The organism is Pectobacterium aquaticum (genome assembly GCF_003382565.3).
GTDB lineage: Bacteria > Pseudomonadota > Gammaproteobacteria > Enterobacterales > Enterobacteriaceae > Pectobacterium > Pectobacterium aquaticum.
In genome coordinates this window covers 1,086,083-1,100,766 of sequence record NZ_CP086253.1, presented here as the reverse complement: position 1 = coordinate 1,100,766, position 14,684 = coordinate 1,086,083, and the positions used below count along the sequence as shown (strand labels likewise).

Annotated in this window: 12 protein-coding genes; all 12 read right to left on the bottom strand. The window is 56.6% G+C overall.

Annotated features, from left to right (window positions below):
• Positions 1-13: 13 nt before the first annotated feature.
• The 12 genes from tssA to tssC are packed head-to-tail and all read right to left on the bottom strand — an operon-like array spanning position 14 to position 14,681.
• On the bottom strand, positions 14-1,435 hold the full coding sequence (gene tssA / locus DMB82_RS05125; RefSeq protein ID WP_116163215.1) for a type VI secretion system protein TssA: 1,422 nt from the start codon (positions 1,433-1,435) through the stop codon (positions 14-16).
• An 11-nt stretch (positions 1,436-1,446) separates the two neighbouring features.
• Positions 1,447-2,007 (bottom strand): type VI secretion system-associated protein VasI, encoded by a 561-nt coding sequence (gene vasI / locus DMB82_RS05120; RefSeq protein WP_116163214.1) that lies wholly within the window; start codon positions 2,005-2,007, stop codon positions 1,447-1,449.
• Positions 2,007-3,545: a sigma-54 interaction domain-containing protein gene (locus DMB82_RS05115; RefSeq protein ID WP_116163212.1), complete on the bottom strand. Its 1,539-nt coding sequence runs from the start codon at positions 3,543-3,545 to the stop codon at positions 2,007-2,009. The genes vasI and DMB82_RS05115 overlap by 1 nt, the downstream gene beginning before the upstream one ends.
• A gap of 2 nt (positions 3,546-3,547) precedes the next feature.
• Positions 3,548-6,145 carry a type VI secretion system ATPase TssH gene (gene tssH / locus DMB82_RS05110; protein ID WP_116163210.1) on the bottom strand — a complete coding sequence of 866 codons (2,598 nt, stop codon included), beginning with the start codon at positions 6,143-6,145 and terminating at the stop codon, positions 3,548-3,550.
• A gap of 13 nt (positions 6,146-6,158) precedes the next feature.
• The gene (gene icmH / locus DMB82_RS05105; RefSeq protein ID WP_039276629.1) at positions 6,159-6,935 is read right to left on the bottom strand and encodes a type IVB secretion system protein IcmH/DotU; all 777 of its coding nucleotides are present in this window, start codon (positions 6,933-6,935) and stop codon (positions 6,159-6,161) included.
• Positions 6,936-6,950: 15 nt separating this feature from the next.
• Complete coding sequence (tssK, locus tag DMB82_RS05100; protein ID WP_010303141.1) at positions 6,951-8,288, bottom strand: type VI secretion system baseplate subunit TssK; 1,338 nt, start codon at positions 8,286-8,288, stop codon at positions 6,951-6,953.
• Positions 8,289-8,290: 2 nt separating this feature from the next.
• Positions 8,291-8,812 (bottom strand): type VI secretion system lipoprotein TssJ, encoded by a 522-nt coding sequence (gene tssJ, locus DMB82_RS05095; protein WP_116163208.1) that lies wholly within the window; start codon positions 8,810-8,812, stop codon positions 8,291-8,293.
• Positions 8,812-10,032, bottom strand: coding sequence for a type VI secretion system-associated FHA domain protein TagH (tagH, locus tag DMB82_RS05090; protein WP_116163206.1), 1,221 nt, complete (start codon positions 10,030-10,032; stop codon positions 8,812-8,814). Before tagH ends, tssJ begins: the two co-directional genes overlap by 1 nt.
• 2 nt (positions 10,033-10,034) lie before the next feature.
• Positions 10,035-11,033 (bottom strand): type VI secretion system baseplate subunit TssG, encoded by a 999-nt coding sequence (tssG, locus tag DMB82_RS05085; RefSeq protein ID WP_103862912.1) that lies wholly within the window; start codon positions 11,031-11,033, stop codon positions 10,035-10,037.
• Positions 10,997-12,763, bottom strand: a complete 1,767-nt coding sequence (gene tssF / locus DMB82_RS05080; protein ID WP_010303154.1) for a type VI secretion system baseplate subunit TssF — start codon at positions 12,761-12,763, stop codon at positions 10,997-10,999. Before tssF ends, tssG begins: the two co-directional genes overlap by 37 nt.
• Before the next feature lie 2 nt (positions 12,764-12,765).
• On the bottom strand, positions 12,766-13,197 hold the full coding sequence (gene tssE / locus DMB82_RS05075; RefSeq protein ID WP_010303156.1) for a type VI secretion system baseplate subunit TssE: 432 nt from the start codon (positions 13,195-13,197) through the stop codon (positions 12,766-12,768).
• Between the two features lie 5 nt (positions 13,198-13,202).
• On the bottom strand, positions 13,203-14,681 hold the full coding sequence (tssC, locus tag DMB82_RS05070) for a type VI secretion system contractile sheath large subunit (protein WP_095700369.1): 1,479 nt from the start codon (positions 14,679-14,681) through the stop codon (positions 13,203-13,205).
• Positions 14,682-14,684: the final 3 nt, after the last annotated feature.

The following is a 14,684-nucleotide window of genomic DNA, read 5'->3' as shown; positions in this document are numbered from 1 at the left end:
CACTCCGAATGTCTTATTTTTTGCGGGATGCCGCCAACCGCTCCACGCGGCTAACCAGTCCCGGTTCCCATTGCATCAGGCCCAATTGTTGGCTTTCCTGCCACATGTGCTGATAGTGCTGTGCTGCCAGTGATTTCATCCCTTCTTCGGCGAGTAAATCCGCCAGAACCAACTCGGCATAAAAGCGGTCGCGCGGCTCTTTCAGGCGACGCATGCGTTCATCCAATAGCTGCATCGCCGCCCCAATGCCTTTCTCATCTCGACAGGCCGCCGCCTCCGTCGCCAGATCGTCCTGCCGCGCCCCGCCGCCGCGAACCGGCTGGCTGGACTGCAACCACTGGCTACATTTCCCGGTCAAAAAAGGTGTGCCATCGCTGAACGCCAGTTCACGCAGCTCCGGCACACGCTGAATAAACGCAGACAGCTCCTCGGCAATCGCCGTCGCGACGGAAGCATGCCCCAGACGTGAGGCCACCGAGGCCGACAACATATGGCCATCAAACCAGTAAGGTGCCAGCACCAGACTTTGTTCTATGCGTTCCCACAGCGCCAAATCGGCCTGAGCCAGCGCACTTTGGTATTCATCCACGCGGTCTGACGAGACGGGTGCCAGTTGGGTTTTATTCCCCTTGGACGACATCGGCGGTGTGGCAATGCCGGACCAGATAGCGTGGCGTCGCAGACGGTAACCCATCGGTGAAGCGGGATGACGCTCAACCAGCAGCGCCGCGACGTTCAGTTGGGTTTGCCGCCAGCCGCGTTCATCGGATGAATTAATCTCCACCGAGCTGACGGGCGTCGAGGCCGCGCTCGTGCTGGTTTCACTTCCGCCCGCGCTTCCACTACTGCTGGCTGCCGGTGCTGGCTTCGCCGTCTGATTCGCCTGTTCCTGCGCCTGCTGTCGCTGTCTGGCACGCTTAACGCCCTGCACCAGCTCATCCATCAGCACCGCTTTGTCACTGGCCAGTTCGCCCCAGCGGGTCGCCACCTGTTCCGTTAACTGCTGTAATTGCTCCAGCTCTGCGCTGGAGGCACTTTCTGCAATGCGGGGCAGCGCACTCTCAAAACGCCGAACAATCTGGATCATTAACTTCTGTTTCTGAACCGGACTGGCAGGCCAGGCAGGCACCCAGTAACTCTCCAGCCAGCTGTCCAGCAGCATCAGGGCAGTAGAAAACGGTGTCGCTTTGGCTGGGTGCTGTAAGCAGCGCAATAGCTGCACCAGTACCCGCATATCTTTGGTTTTGCTTTCCAGCAAGGTCAGGCAATACCCTGCCACCACGTTAAGATCGACCTGGTTATGCGCCAGCGACCCCAGCTTGACCAGCTCTGTTTCGACCTTTTCCCAGAGCGGATCGTCAGCCAATACCGCCGCGCGCAATTTCTCATCCGGCAACGAGGTTTGCAGGCGTTTACACCAGGGATGTGCATGCATGAACGCCTCCTTTACCAGTGACACTGCTGACGCAGTGGCGCGAGCGCTTCGCCCAGCCCGGCGAGTTCGATACGCAGCGCATGACCGTCCGCGCCGTTAAGCACCAGTTCGCGATGCCCAATCCAACGCTTTAACGCATCAATCGCCGGCAGGCCGCGTCCCGATTCCAGCAGCAGCCCACGGTTGCGGACAAACCAGCTGTCGGACACCGTCACGCCATCCAGTTGCGATGTGACGGACTCACCTGCCCAGGGTTCACTGAGCGTTAAGCGCAAGTGTGTAATATTGCTGGCGCAGCTAATCACCAGCGTATTGCCATCGGCCAGCACGCGGGTGAGCGTCATATCGCCGCTGTCTGCTTCACGTCCCAGTTGAAACGTTCCGCCCGTCGCGGCGTTATCACGCTGCGGGGACAGCGTGCCGTTGCGTTCCGCTTCCCGCCCCAGCGCGTCATAACAGGCCAGCCGGAGCTCTGAAGACGTCTCATTGCGGCACTGTTCCCATAATGACTGCCAGGCGGGATCGGGTGTCGCGGCCGTTGCCAACAATAGAGGTGCCATCGTCAGAAACATCAATTTACCTCCAGCTTCTGGCATTTGTGGTCGAGAGTGCGTTTAGGGATATTGAGGCTATCAGCCACCAGCAGGCGATTGCCCTGAAACTGGCGCAGCCGTGCCTCAATGACAGCCGCTTCATACCGCTGTGTGGCAATACGCAAATCGTAGATGTGTTGATAGCGATCCTGTTCCTCAGTTGTACTGCTCGTCAGTCGCTCGCGCAGTTCCGGCGGTAGCGATGTCAGAGACAGCGCTTCGCCGTCCGGCGTATGTGCGCAGGCGACTTCCAGCAGATTACGCAGTTCCCGCACATTGCCGGGAAATTCATACGCCACCAATTGGCGCAGGAAGGCCCGGTTCAATGGTGCAACGTGCTTTTGCTGTTTATCTGCAAATTGACCGATGAAGTGCTCACACAGCAGACGAATATCGTCCGGCCGCTCGCGTAGCGGGGCGACCTGCAACAGACACTGGCAAAGACGATGATAGAGATCCTGCCGAAATACGCCGTCAGACACCTGCTGCTCCAGCGGCTGATGGGTCGCGGCAATCAGACGGAAATCGGAATGCACTTCTTTCTCCGCGCCCAGCGGGCGGAAGCTGTGCGTTTCCAACACCCTTAACAGCTTGGCCTGCATGGACTGCGGCATATCGCCGACTTCATCCAAAAACAGGGTTCCGCCGTTAGCTTGCTCGACCAGACCAATCTTGTTACTTTGTGCGCCGGAGAACGCGCCTTTTTGGTAGCCAAACAGCTCGCTTTCAATCAGGTTTTCTGGGATCGCCGCGCAGTTGATGGCGATAAAAGGTTTGTCGGCACGTTCGGAACACTGATGCAGCAGACGCGCTACCACATCTTTTCCTGAACCGGTTTCGCCCTGAATCAGCACCGAAAGACGGTGTTTTGCCGCCTGATAAATCTGCTGATGCAGCTCTTTAATGACGACAGATCGACCAATCAGCGTCGCTTCCACCCGCGTTTCCTGCTCGCGGCGGCTCTGCCCTTCATCCTTAATCTGGCGGAGTGAATCTCTCAGCGCGACCTGCTCCCGCCGGGTATGCGCCAGCTCACGCAGCAGCATAAGCTGACGGCAAAACACCTGCGCCAGCCGCTCACACTCGCCGCGCTGATGCAGCGTTTGCAGGCGCGTCGGCGTATCCAGCAGCGCCAGCACTGCCAGCGGTTTACCGCTCTCCGACAGCAGCGGCAGCGCATGCAGCCCGCAGTTCGTCCCGACAGAAACCAGCATCTGCCGGAATTCACGGTGCTCAATGCGGGCACCGCCATAGAGAGAATCCCAGGTGCGCGCCTGATTCTTATGCAGCGCATAAGCCAGCGGGTGGCTAAAGTCATCCACGCCCAGACTCAGCGCCACCGGCGTTTCATGCACTCGTCCCTGGCAGGTCAGTTGCCTGCCGCTGACATCCACCATACCCAGTAGCATCCCTTGAGGCTGCCAGGCGGCCTGCATCGTCTCCAGCAGCCAGTCGCACAGACCGGCCTCGTCATGCTGTCGGGTGAGTGCAAGCGCCAGTTCGAGGGCATGTTGCATACTCAGCCCTCAACCTCAGTCTGGAACTGGCCGGCTTCGACGCGGAAATGAATACGGCTGACAGGTTCACCCGCAGACATGCGTTGCAGCAGCTGTAGCGAGACCGGTGGCAGCAAGGCGCCATCAATGACCGATTCGAGCATACGCGCGCCATTTTCGCTGCGGTTTGCCAACCGCAGAATCTCTTCCGGCACTTCGTTCTCAATGATGACTTCCGCCCCAAAGCGCTGTTGCAACAGGGACACCAGACGCGACAGTTTGCCCTGCACGATCTCAACCATGGTGTCATGCGCCAGCGGCAGGTAAGGGATGACTTCCATACGTGCCAAGAGCGCGGGTTTGAAGAAGGCTGCCAGTTCAGGGTAAAGCGCATCCAGCAACACATCCGACTGCTCGGCGTAGTTCACAATCGTCTGGAACCCGAGGTTGGACGTCAGGAAGAACACCACGTTGCGGCAGTCGATCACCCGGCCTTCACCATCGGCAAGTTCACCTTTATCAAACGCCTGATAGAACAGGTTCAGGACATCCGGGTGCGCTTTCTCCACCTCATCCAGCAGCACCACGGAATACGGTTTCTGGCGGATGGCTTCGGTCAACACGCCGCCTTCACCAAACCCGACGTAGCCCGGCGGCGAACCGATCAGGCGTGAAACCGTATGCTTTTCCTGATACTCGGACATATTGATGGTGGTGAGATAGTTGCGTCCGCCAAACATCAGGTCGGCAATCTGGAGCACGGTTTCCGTTTTACCCACGCCGCTCGGCCCTACCAGCAGGAAAGCCCCCAGTGGACGCCCCGGACGACGCAGATCCGCACGCGCGGTCAGCAGATGTTTATGCAATTGAGCAATCGCCAACTGCTGCCCTTTAATTAAATCCCCCAGGAATTCAGGCAGGCGCGTGACGACATCCATTTCACTCTGTGAGATGCGGTTCAGCGGCACGCCCGTCCACTCGGCAATAACGGCCGCAATTTGCGTTTTATCAACGTGGGGAGAGACCAGCACGGAGGACTGTTGCAGCGCTTCCAGCGCCTGTTCACAGGCCGCCAGTTCCGCTGCTGCCGACACCGTATCAAAATCAACAGACTGTTCTTCATCAAGTAGAGCCGTGCGCAGTTCAATCACGCGTTGAACCTGTGTTTTCTGCTGCTGCCAATCTGCTTCCAGCTGTGCCAGCTGTACCGCACCGGTTTCGCGGGCGTCACGCAGCTCGGCTAAGCGTTCTTCGGTATTGCCCAGACCAATACGCGCCTGACGCTCAAGCTGGGTGATTTCCATCTCCTGCTGATGCAGACGGGTTTGTAGCTGGCTGACCGCACGCGGTGGCGTCGTCAGGTTAATGGCCACGCGCGCGCTGGCAGTATCCAGCACGTCGATGGCCTTATCGGGCAGTTGGCGACCCGAGATATAGCGTGCCGACAGCTTCGCAGCCGCCTGAAGCGCATCTTCATCAATCAGAACGCCGTGTGCTTTTTCATAGATGCCGCGCAGCCCACGCAGGATAACCGTGGCTTCTTCCGCGTTTGGCTCACCGACTTTGACGAGCTGGAAACGACGGGAAAGCGCAGCGTCTTTCTCGACGTATTTTTTGTACTCACTCCAGGTCGTGGCTGCGATAGTACGCAGTTCACCGCGCGCCAGTGCAGGCTTGAGCAGGTTGGAAACATCCAGCCCACCGGCCTGATTGCCCGCCCCGATGAGCGTATGCGCTTCATCGATAAACAGAATGATAGGGCGCGGCGCATCCTTCACTTCCTGCATCACGCCCTTGAAGCGCTTCTCAAATTCACCTTTAACCGAGGCACCGGCCTGCATCGCACCCAGATCGAGCGTGAGCAGTTCCACATCCCGTAATCTTTCCGGCACGGCACCGGCCACGATACGCAGCGCCAGCCCTTCGATCAGCGCACTTTTACCGACGCCCGCTTCCCCGACCACAATCGGGTTGTTTTTACGACGGCGGGAGAGAATGTCGATCATCAGATCGATTTCATGGTCGCGGCACAGCACCGGATCCAGTTGCCCCTGTCGGGCGGATTCCGTCACGTTTTGGGTATAGCGAGAGAGTTGCGTGTTCGCCGCAGCAGCCTGTTCGGCCGTGGCGGATTGCACCGCGACCTCCGTTTCCACCGAATCCTTCACCCACTCATCAAACTGCTGACGTAAAAGCTCACGGTTAATCTGCGCCAACGGGCGGGATACCGCGCCTGCCACATAGCGATTGGGCGTCAGCAGCAAGACCAGCAGCAAAATGCCGCTGCGCAGGCGTACGTGTTGAAATTCAGCCGAGGCCAGCAGCCAGCTATCCTGTAACCACTCCACCAGCAGAGGGGAGAATGAGGGATAGCCCGCGTCAAATTCTTTATCCATGGAGGAAGGCAACAGTAGCGAAGACAGCTCATCCGCATCCACGCCCGCACGCTTGAGGATCTGGCGCACATCACACAGCGGCGTTTCCAGCATTTTCAGCAACAGATGCTCAATACGGATTTCCGCGCCCTGATGTTGAATACAGAGTGCCGCCGCTTCTTCCAGCATATGACGGCACACGGGGTTGAGTCGTTCAACCAGTGTCGGCAGTTCAATTCGAATCACGGTGTAGCTCCTGTTATTGTAATAATTCTCCCAGCTGACGCAGTACGTCCTGGGTTTGATGAGTTAGCTGATAGCGGTACAGGCCGAAGGCGGCCACCAAGACCACACACACGCCGACAAACAGCGTGCGTAATGACACCTGTCTGCGCAGCTGATAGCGCGAGGCTTGCTGCCCCAGATTCAGGTGGAAAACCGTCGGCGAATTCGCAGGCTCTGGGCGTAGGGTGTCATGCAGCTTGTTTACAACGCGGTTCAGTTCTTCACGCCCCTGCGTCATCACCCGATAGCGCCCTTCAAAACCCAGACAGAGACAGAGGTAGATAAACTCCAGAATGTCGCGATAGCGGGTGGGGTCATCCAGCAGCTTCTCCAGCAGGACAAACACCTTTTCGCCACCCCAGGTTTCATTGTGAAAACGGGTCAGCAGAGAATGGGCCGACCACATGCTTTGACCGCCCCACTCCCGCCCCATCACGGCTTCATCAATGAAGGTGCAGAGGATGTAGCGGAACGACAAAATCACGCCGTTTTCGTAGCCATGAGAATGTAATTCCTGTTCGATAGCCTGAATTTCAGACACCACACGCTGGTACAGATCCTCTACGCCCTCATAGGCCGAGAGCTGACGTACCCGCTCCACCATGCCCAACAGCGGCGTGACCGCATCCACCATCGGATTAATGCTTTGTCCACGCAGGCGGAACCAGTAGTCGGAGTCCATATCCATTTGTCGGGCATGGTCAAAAAGCAGATCGCCCAGTTGCTCATTTTTAATCACTTCGATGCTCATCTCTTCCTCTCCTGACTACTGGCCACGAATAGCCCAAAGCTGCATATCCAGTTCTGGGAATTCGCCAGCAATGTGGAACGCCAACGTATTGCCGGACACCAGCATCTGCCAGGCAGGGCTTTGTCTATCCAGTTGGAAATAGCTGTAACCCGCGTGATAAGGCAGTTGGCGCGGCGCCACCGGCAACGGCAGCAGCGGGATGCCCGGCAGTTGCAGGCTAATCAGTTCGCGGATCTTCTCGCTGGAGGCGATCTTCGTTTGTTGCAGCAGCTGTTTACGCAGATGCTCCTGCGGCATACGCGCACGCACCGCCAGTACAAACTCGGCGCTGGCCATCAATTCTGCATCGCCAACCATTGCCACCATCACGCCGTATGGCTGTTTCTTCAGTTGGATGGAGACGGCACGCGGCGACAGCACGGTGCTCAGCGCCTGACGCAGCGCCATCATCAGCGGCTCAAAGCTGGCTTGCTGGTGTTCGTGGCGATAGGCGGGGAATTCCGGCGGCAGGCGCGACTCATCGGTAAACGTCATCAGCTCACCGCACAGTTCAACCAGCGTTTCGTGCAGGCGTTCGGGGTGCAACGTGCCAAGACGCGCCAGATGCGACAATTTAGGCTGAGCGCGGTTAAGCAATTGCAGCATCATGAATTCAGCCACGTCCGCGACGCCCTGCTGTCCCGGGGCGGCAATACGCTGCGCCAGACTGCGTGCGCGCTCTGCCACTAAACCGGCGGATTCACCCAGAAAGCGTTTTAAAGTGGGGATCGCGGTGACGCTGATGCTGCACGGCATAAAGTTAGGATCCAGAATCAAGCCGCCGTCAGGGCGCTTATCCAGAATGTTGGCAATCGCCAGCGAGGCATAGGCGCTGCGATCGTCACGATCGAGCATCAGGCGCAGGCTGACTTTACCGACCTCCAGAGAAACGATGTCGCCGCCGTCGCTGTGCAGATCGCGCACATCATGCCGATGCGATTGCAGGCGGCTGGCGATCCCCTGTCCCGGTTGGCCGACTTCACTAACGCCATTCACCGCCAGCGGCAACGCCAGATACACTTTCTGGTTTGCCAGCGCGACGTCGGTAATCTCCAACGGCAGCGGCAGAGCGTCATCACCCGGAATATTGAACACGGTGCCGTCAGGCATCACACCGCTGGCGTTAACCAGCGCGATGCGGCCAAAATTGAGGTATTCCTCATTAATCGCCAGCGACTGCAAGCCATAGAAATAGTCACTGAGGGCGCTGAGACGCGCGTGCAGTGCGTAATCGGTGTGTCGTTGCTGTTGTTGAAAATGCTGCGGTTTAATGAACAGACCTTCCCGCCAGATAATGCGATTGCGACTCGACATAGTTATTCTTCTTCTTGGTCTTTTTTGATTTCGACTTCATCCCTGCGCAGGTGCACGAGGATCTGATACGTCTGCCCGGTATTCTTTAGCTTGATGACTTTGCGCCATTCGGCGCTTTCCGAGTCCGCATAGCGCGCCACCACGCCGAGGTAGTGCACCTTTTCATCCAGCGCTTCGGGCGGCAGGTATTTGAACTGCCCCGGCAACAGCGTGTAGTCCTGATGGCTGAGGTAATTTTTGGTTAACGCCTTTTCGATATCCGTCGTGATCTGGTCGTAATCGGTAGCTAACAGACGCGAATCTTCCGCCAACAGAACCAGTTGGAATTCGATAGGCGCGGCTTCACCGCTGTCGTTCGGGTTAACGTCCGGTTCCGCCAGCAGGCTAAACCCCACGGTAGAAGGCTGATGATTATTATTGCCTACCTGAATGTCGGGATTCGCCGCCACCTGCGCCATCTTGCCCAGCGTGGTACACCCCGACAGCAGGAACATCAGGGAACATAAGCACAGAGCCCGCAGCATTATTTTTGCTCCTGCTGTTGACGCACGGAACGGTCATACGCCTGTGCATACACCTGATGGAACAGTTTCTGGAAGCCCTGCTGGCGCGGTGACGTTAATTCTCGGTAGTAGTGCTGATACATCTGCCACGCCCAGCCGTCATCGGCCGCCAGCGGTTCGCCACTGCGGCGATAGTGCTCAAAGCGGCTGAGCAGCGCGGCAGGCGAGAAGGCCTGAAGAATATTTTCCAACGCCACGGCAATCGCCTGCTGATTCGCGATGTGATGCACCCGCACATTGTTCAACACTTCTTCCACGGCGGCGGGCGCAGACAGGTGCACTGGGCTTTTCCCTTCGGCAAACAGCACCGACAGCGTATCGGCATAGCCCAGCCCCAGACGCAGTGGGTTATCTTCAATCGGGCGTAAATGCGTGTCCGCCATTGCAGCCTGTTCCGTCTGTAATGCCAGCAGGCCTTCCACCATCGCGCGCAGGCTTTTCCCCATCTCTTCCAGCATTTCGCGCAATCGTGCATCATCGCCCGGCTGAAGCGACAGCCCCAGCCCGCGCATCAGCGGCGCCAGAGACGTGCCATCGTTGTAGCCCTCCAGCCCTTCTCCCGCGTACGGTGTGTTGATGGTCGGTAATTCCACAAATTTCTGATCCATGGTGTCCTCAGCAGAAGAAAAAGAAGAAAGAGAGGTCGTGAGCGATGCGCCGACCGTCTCACTGTCTGATGGCAAGAGTGGCTGGCTCTGCTCTTTTTGTAGTGCCCACAGCGGGTCATTCAGCACAACCGTGGGATCGGCCAGATCGGTTGAGCGCTTTTTTTTATCTTCCGTTAACCAATCGCCCAGCACATCGACCGTGCCCTGCCCTAATATCTGATCGATATCCTGTTCCGTGGTGGGATCGCCGATATAAACGCCCAGTCGGAAAGGCCCAATCACCAGTTCATCGCCGTGCGACAAAATGACTTTGCGATCGCGCCCAATCGGCGACAGCGATCCGTTAATAAAAGACTGACCGCTCAGATCGCACAGGCTGAAATAGCCGTCGGTCATGTCGATACGGGCGTGCTCCGGCACCACGGAGCCAAGCCGATCCCGCAGTTGCCATTGGTCTTTTTCCGACGCGCCCAGCGTGCCACCACGATGATCGAACTGGTGCTGCACCTGAGAATTGATATCGAGCTGCTCACTGTTGAGCACAACCAACGTGAGTGGATGGGTTACGTTCACATTTACTCCTGCACACAAATCGTCACATAGGGATCCGCGGGCGGCTGCCCGAGAAAGCTGCTCCATCCCAACCGGCTGCTTTGCTCACTGCCCAGGCTTAAGCCCTTGGCTTCGCCTTCCGCAAAGCCCAGACGCAGATCCCAGGCCAACTGATCGCGAAGAATGAAAGAGACAAAGCGCACCAGCGGCTGAAAATGCTCACCGTTGGGCAAAAAGCTGAGAAAGCGGCTAAAGCTGAGATTGCCGACCTTGAGCAAAAACTTGCCGGCGCAGTCATTCACTTTGTCACCGATAACAAAATCACCGCCCAGCATCATGTTTGCTTTGCCCAGACGGTTCTGCTGCCCTTCGTGAATGGGCACGCGACGGTGCTGCCAGGCCAGAACGGCGACGTCATCCAGATCAAAACAGTGAATAACCAAGCCCGCGACCACTTCCGGGGAACGGCTGGGGCTGGCGAGCACCCCAGCGTAGGACAGCATCTTGGCGCGGTTAACCGGCAGGCTGTCACGTACGGCGTCATTCCCTAACCCCACGAGCGCAAACATCAGGCGGGAGAATCCATCCTCACCCTCATTCTGAAAGCGGACGTGATAACGGTATTTACGCCATGCACGGTGCAGCAGCGTGAGTAAGCGGTGGTGAAAGAAGTCGAGAAACACGCCCAGCTTCTGTTCGCCCTGCGCGTATTCCCAGGCCAGCTCTTCGAGGTAATAACCGGGCATCGGTGACTGGCTGCCGTGCAGGCCAAGAAACGCGACTTCCAGCTCCTGACGGCCATCTTCATCGCATCCCACCTGCAAGACATCGCTGGGATGAAAACCGATGGACGCCGTAGAGCGAAAGCGCAGGCGTTCTTGTTCAGGTCGGAAATCCAGCTCTTGTTCCAGATCCACGCCTTCCAACTGGTTAAGCAACTCCACCAATTGGAAAAAATTAAAGCGTGAGACATCCTGACGGAACGTCACATCATTGAGTGTTGACCTATCTGTACCGGCCATCGGTAGCGCTCCTTGTTATCGATGTTGACGACTTCCAACAGGTGGAAGGCGTTGACGCTGGCGTATAGCGAGAAGAAGTGCGCCAGCACCGTGCTAAACAGATAGAGTTCTCCTTCACTGGAAAACGCGGATTGCCGTACTGACAGGATGGATTTCAAGCCACGAACCGGCATCCCCTGAACCAGACGGTCGATAGGGGTGGTTTCGATAGATTCGATCCCTGCCAGACGCTTACGCGAGGCTTGTTCTGCCTGCTTGTCGTGCAGCGCCGGGAAATCATAAGTACGCAGGATCTGCACCAGCGCATCGCGCCGCAGCAGCGACACATAGTTCAGCGACAGGTTGGAGATCAGCGTCCAGTGCAGGCTGCCATCCATCGCAGGCCGCAGCGGTCGCGTCGGCCGCACCAGATTGCGAAACGTCGCGAAAGACGGTGAATTGCCGGTGGGTACGCAGATCGACCCAACGGGCAGTTTCGCCGCACGCGATCGGTTGGTACAGGTCAGGGTCACCGAGATGGATTCATCCAAATCAATCACTTCCTGCTCATCGCCACGGACAAAAGAGAGCATGTGATCAAACCCGTTGCCGTTCACCGCTTCTCTTACCCGAATACGGTAATAGAGCGCGAGCCGTCCTTTGGCACGTTCGATTTGGTGCTGAAAACTCTCAAAAGGCTGATAGGTACGTGGAATCCCCCGAGCACGGCCTGAATTCCCTTCAACCCAGCCTTCAACCTTGTCCACAGAGAAGATTTCAAAGCTATCGGCGTTGCGGTAGCTGGCTTTCAGCGGGTAATCCGTCTGGCGTCCGCTGAGATTGATCGGTTCGCTATCATGCTGGAAGAGATTGATTGCCGGCACGCAGTTGAGCATGAACGAATCAGGACGGATCTTCAGTTCCGCCGGCAGCGGGCGGTCAAAGCAAAAATGCAGACGGAATTCCGTTACCGTCAGCGGGAGATCAGGCCATACCGCGCCCGCGAGTTGGAAAAAGAGAAAACTTTCAGGAAAGCAGAAGTATTCCTGCAAGATGCGGTAGCCCGAATAAACGTTACCGGGATACGGCAATAGTGCATCTTCCCGCTCAAAGCCGACCGTCTTCAGCACGCTGGCTTCCTGACGGAAGCGCTGACCATCGATTTCCAGCTCAATGTGCGACAGCTGACTGGCGATCCAGAAATAGAGCTCGTAGGCTGTATAAGTATCACCGCCCAGATAAAAGCGCAGTTTGTCGAGTTGCAGGTCGCTTAGCGATAGCGGGCCATGCAGCCCAACGTCCAGCGTAATGGTGGAAAGATCGTTGCCGCTCTGTACCTTGATTTCACGGATATCCGCCGGATAAATCCAGGCATCGTGACAGGTCTGAAAATGGCAAACCACATCATCAATCGGCAGGCTATCAAGCTCACAGCCGCGCTCAACAAACGCGGGTTGGGCAATCGCGCCGGGGAGTACCGAAAACTGCATAATCGTCATGCTCGGTACGGGGCGCAGGTAATTAGGCCACAGCATGCCCAGCAGACCGTGTGTCAGTTCCGGAAATTCATCCTCGATCTTCGCCCGCAGGCTCCCTGTCAAAAAGGCGAACCCTTCCAGCAAACGCTCGACGTCTGGATCCGTGGTTTGTTCTGACAAAAATCGGGTAAGCTCAGGGTGCGCCTTGGCGAATTCACGCCCTTGCAGGCGCAAGTAGGTCAGCTCATCCCTGAAAAAATGTTCCAGTGACATAATCAGATCATTCTGTAATGGCGGTGGCTATCCATGTGGATATTGAAAGAGGCAACCTGCTCCAGATCTTCCAATCTGACCCGGGCGGTAACCTGAAACGACATCTCCATCGGATTCGATAAATAGTCCGATGTGTTGACATCCACATGAACAATTCGAGGTTCAAAGCGACAGATACACTGTCGGATCGCCTCCCGGATTTTCCCCCGAATGTCCGCACCACCCTGCGTCGCGTCATTAAAATCAATCACGCCAAGCTCAGGTGCGCTGCGGCAATTTCCGGGCCGGGTGTTGAGCACGTTGTCCAGTTGACGCTTAACGGACTCGATCAGTGCTTCAACTTCCGTTTCAGGGGAGGAGCGACGCTCCTCCCCACGGATACGATCAAACAGACTTGCCGCGTTTCCCCTTTCCCAGGCAGAAAGAGACGGCATCAGTCTTATTCCTTATCCAAACGCCCTACCAGCGACAGCTCAAAGTTCGCCCCCATGTACTTGAAGTGCGGGCGCACAGACATGGTGACCTGATACCAACCTGGTTCTCCTTCTACATCCAACACTTTGATTTGTGCGGCACGCAGAGGACGACGGCTACGAACATCTGCCGGCGGGTTTTCCTGATCGGCGATGTACTGTTTAATCCAGGTATTCAACTCACGCTCAAGATCCTGACGCTCTTTCCATGAACCAATCTGTTCACGCTGTAGCACTTTGATGTAGTGCGCCAGACGGTTGATGATGAACATGTACGGCAGTTGCGTACCCAGCTTGTAGTTGGTTTCCGCTTCTTTGCCTTCTTTGGTGTTTGGGAACACCTTCGGCTTCTGCACCGAGTTAGCCGAGAAGAAGGCCGCATTGTCGCTGTCTTTACGCATCGTCAGCGTGATAAAGCCTTCTTCGGCCATTTCATATTCGCGACGATCGGTGATCAGGACTTCAGTCGGGATCTTGGCCTGAAGTTGGCCCATGGCTTCATAAACATGTACTGGCAGGTCGGTAATCGCACCACCGCTCTGCGGGCCAATGATGTTCGGACACCAGCGGTATTTCGCGAAGCTGTCCGTCAGCGCCGTTCCCATCAGATAGGCGGTATTGCCCCACAGATAGTGTTCGTGATTGGTGCTGATATCTTCCTTGTAGTTGAAGCCCTTAATCGGGTTCTCTACTGGGTCATAAGGCAGGCGAGCCAGGAAGCGCGGTGCCGTCAGCCCCAGATAGCGGCCATCTTCAGACTCACGCAGCGAGCGCCATTTCGTGTAGGCCGGGCCTTCGAAAACGGACTTCAGATCTTTGATGGAAGGCAGATCGGTGAAGCGATCCACGCCAAAGAAGGTTGGAGCAACGGAAGAGATGAACGGCGCATGCGCCATCGCACCAACGGCGCTGACATACTGCATCAGCTTAATGTCTGGTGAGCTTTGCGTCAGCGCATAGTCACCGATCACGCCACCGATAGGCTGACCACCAAACTGGCCATAACCGCTGGAATACACGTGCTTGTAGAAGCCAGACTGTGAGATTTCAGGCGCGAATTCGAAATCTTCCAACAGCTCTTCTTTCGTCGCATGCAACACCAACAGTTTGATGTTTTCACGGAAATCGGTGCGATCGATAAGCAGTTTCATCGAACGCCAGGAAGATTCCAGTTCCTGTAATTCTTTCGCATGCAGAATAACGTCAATCTGCTTGCTGAGCTTTTTGTCCAGTTCGACGATCATGCTATCGACCAGCGCTTTGTTCACGGGTTCTGCTGCGTTACCGCTATCAAGAATGTTAGCAACCAGCGCGGCAATGCCCTGTTTAGCCACGCTGTAGCCTTCATCAACCGGGCTGATACGCGCTTGAGCCATGATGTCATCAAGCAGCGATCCAGAAGCACTGGCGGCTCCTGCCTGAACCTGTTCTTCAACTATTGACATATT

What these genes read in the sequence shown, in the direction of transcription:
- tssA (WP_116163215.1), bottom strand. Translation starts at nt 1,435, where the DNA reads ATGCATGCACATCCCTGGTGTAAACGCCTGCAAACCTCGTTGCCGGAT.
- vasI (WP_116163214.1), bottom strand. Translation starts at nt 2,007, where the DNA reads ATGTTTCTGACGATGGCACCTCTATTGTTGGCAACGGCCGCGACACCC.
- DMB82_RS05115 (WP_116163212.1), bottom strand. Translation starts at nt 3,545, where the DNA reads ATGCAACATGCCCTCGAACTGGCGCTTGCACTCACCCGACAGCATGAC.
- icmH (WP_039276629.1), bottom strand. Translation starts at nt 6,935, where the DNA reads ATGAGCATCGAAGTGATTAAAAATGAGCAACTGGGCGATCTGCTTTTT.
- tssK (WP_010303141.1), bottom strand. Translation starts at nt 8,288, where the DNA reads ATGTCGAGTCGCAATCGCATTATCTGGCGGGAAGGTCTGTTCATTAAA.
- tssJ (WP_116163208.1), bottom strand. Translation starts at nt 8,812, where the DNA reads ATGCTGCGGGCTCTGTGCTTATGTTCCCTGATGTTCCTGCTGTCGGGG.
- tssG (WP_103862912.1), bottom strand. Translation starts at nt 11,033, where the DNA reads ATGGCCGGTACAGATAGGTCAACACTCAATGATGTGACGTTCCGTCAG.
- tssF (WP_010303154.1), bottom strand. Translation starts at nt 12,763, where the DNA reads ATGTCACTGGAACATTTTTTCAGGGATGAGCTGACCTACTTGCGCCTG.
- tssE (WP_010303156.1), bottom strand. Translation starts at nt 13,197, where the DNA reads ATGCCGTCTCTTTCTGCCTGGGAAAGGGGAAACGCGGCAAGTCTGTTT.
- tssC (WP_095700369.1), bottom strand. Translation starts at nt 14,681, where the DNA reads ATGTCAATAGTTGAAGAACAGGTTCAGGCAGGAGCCGCCAGTGCTTCT.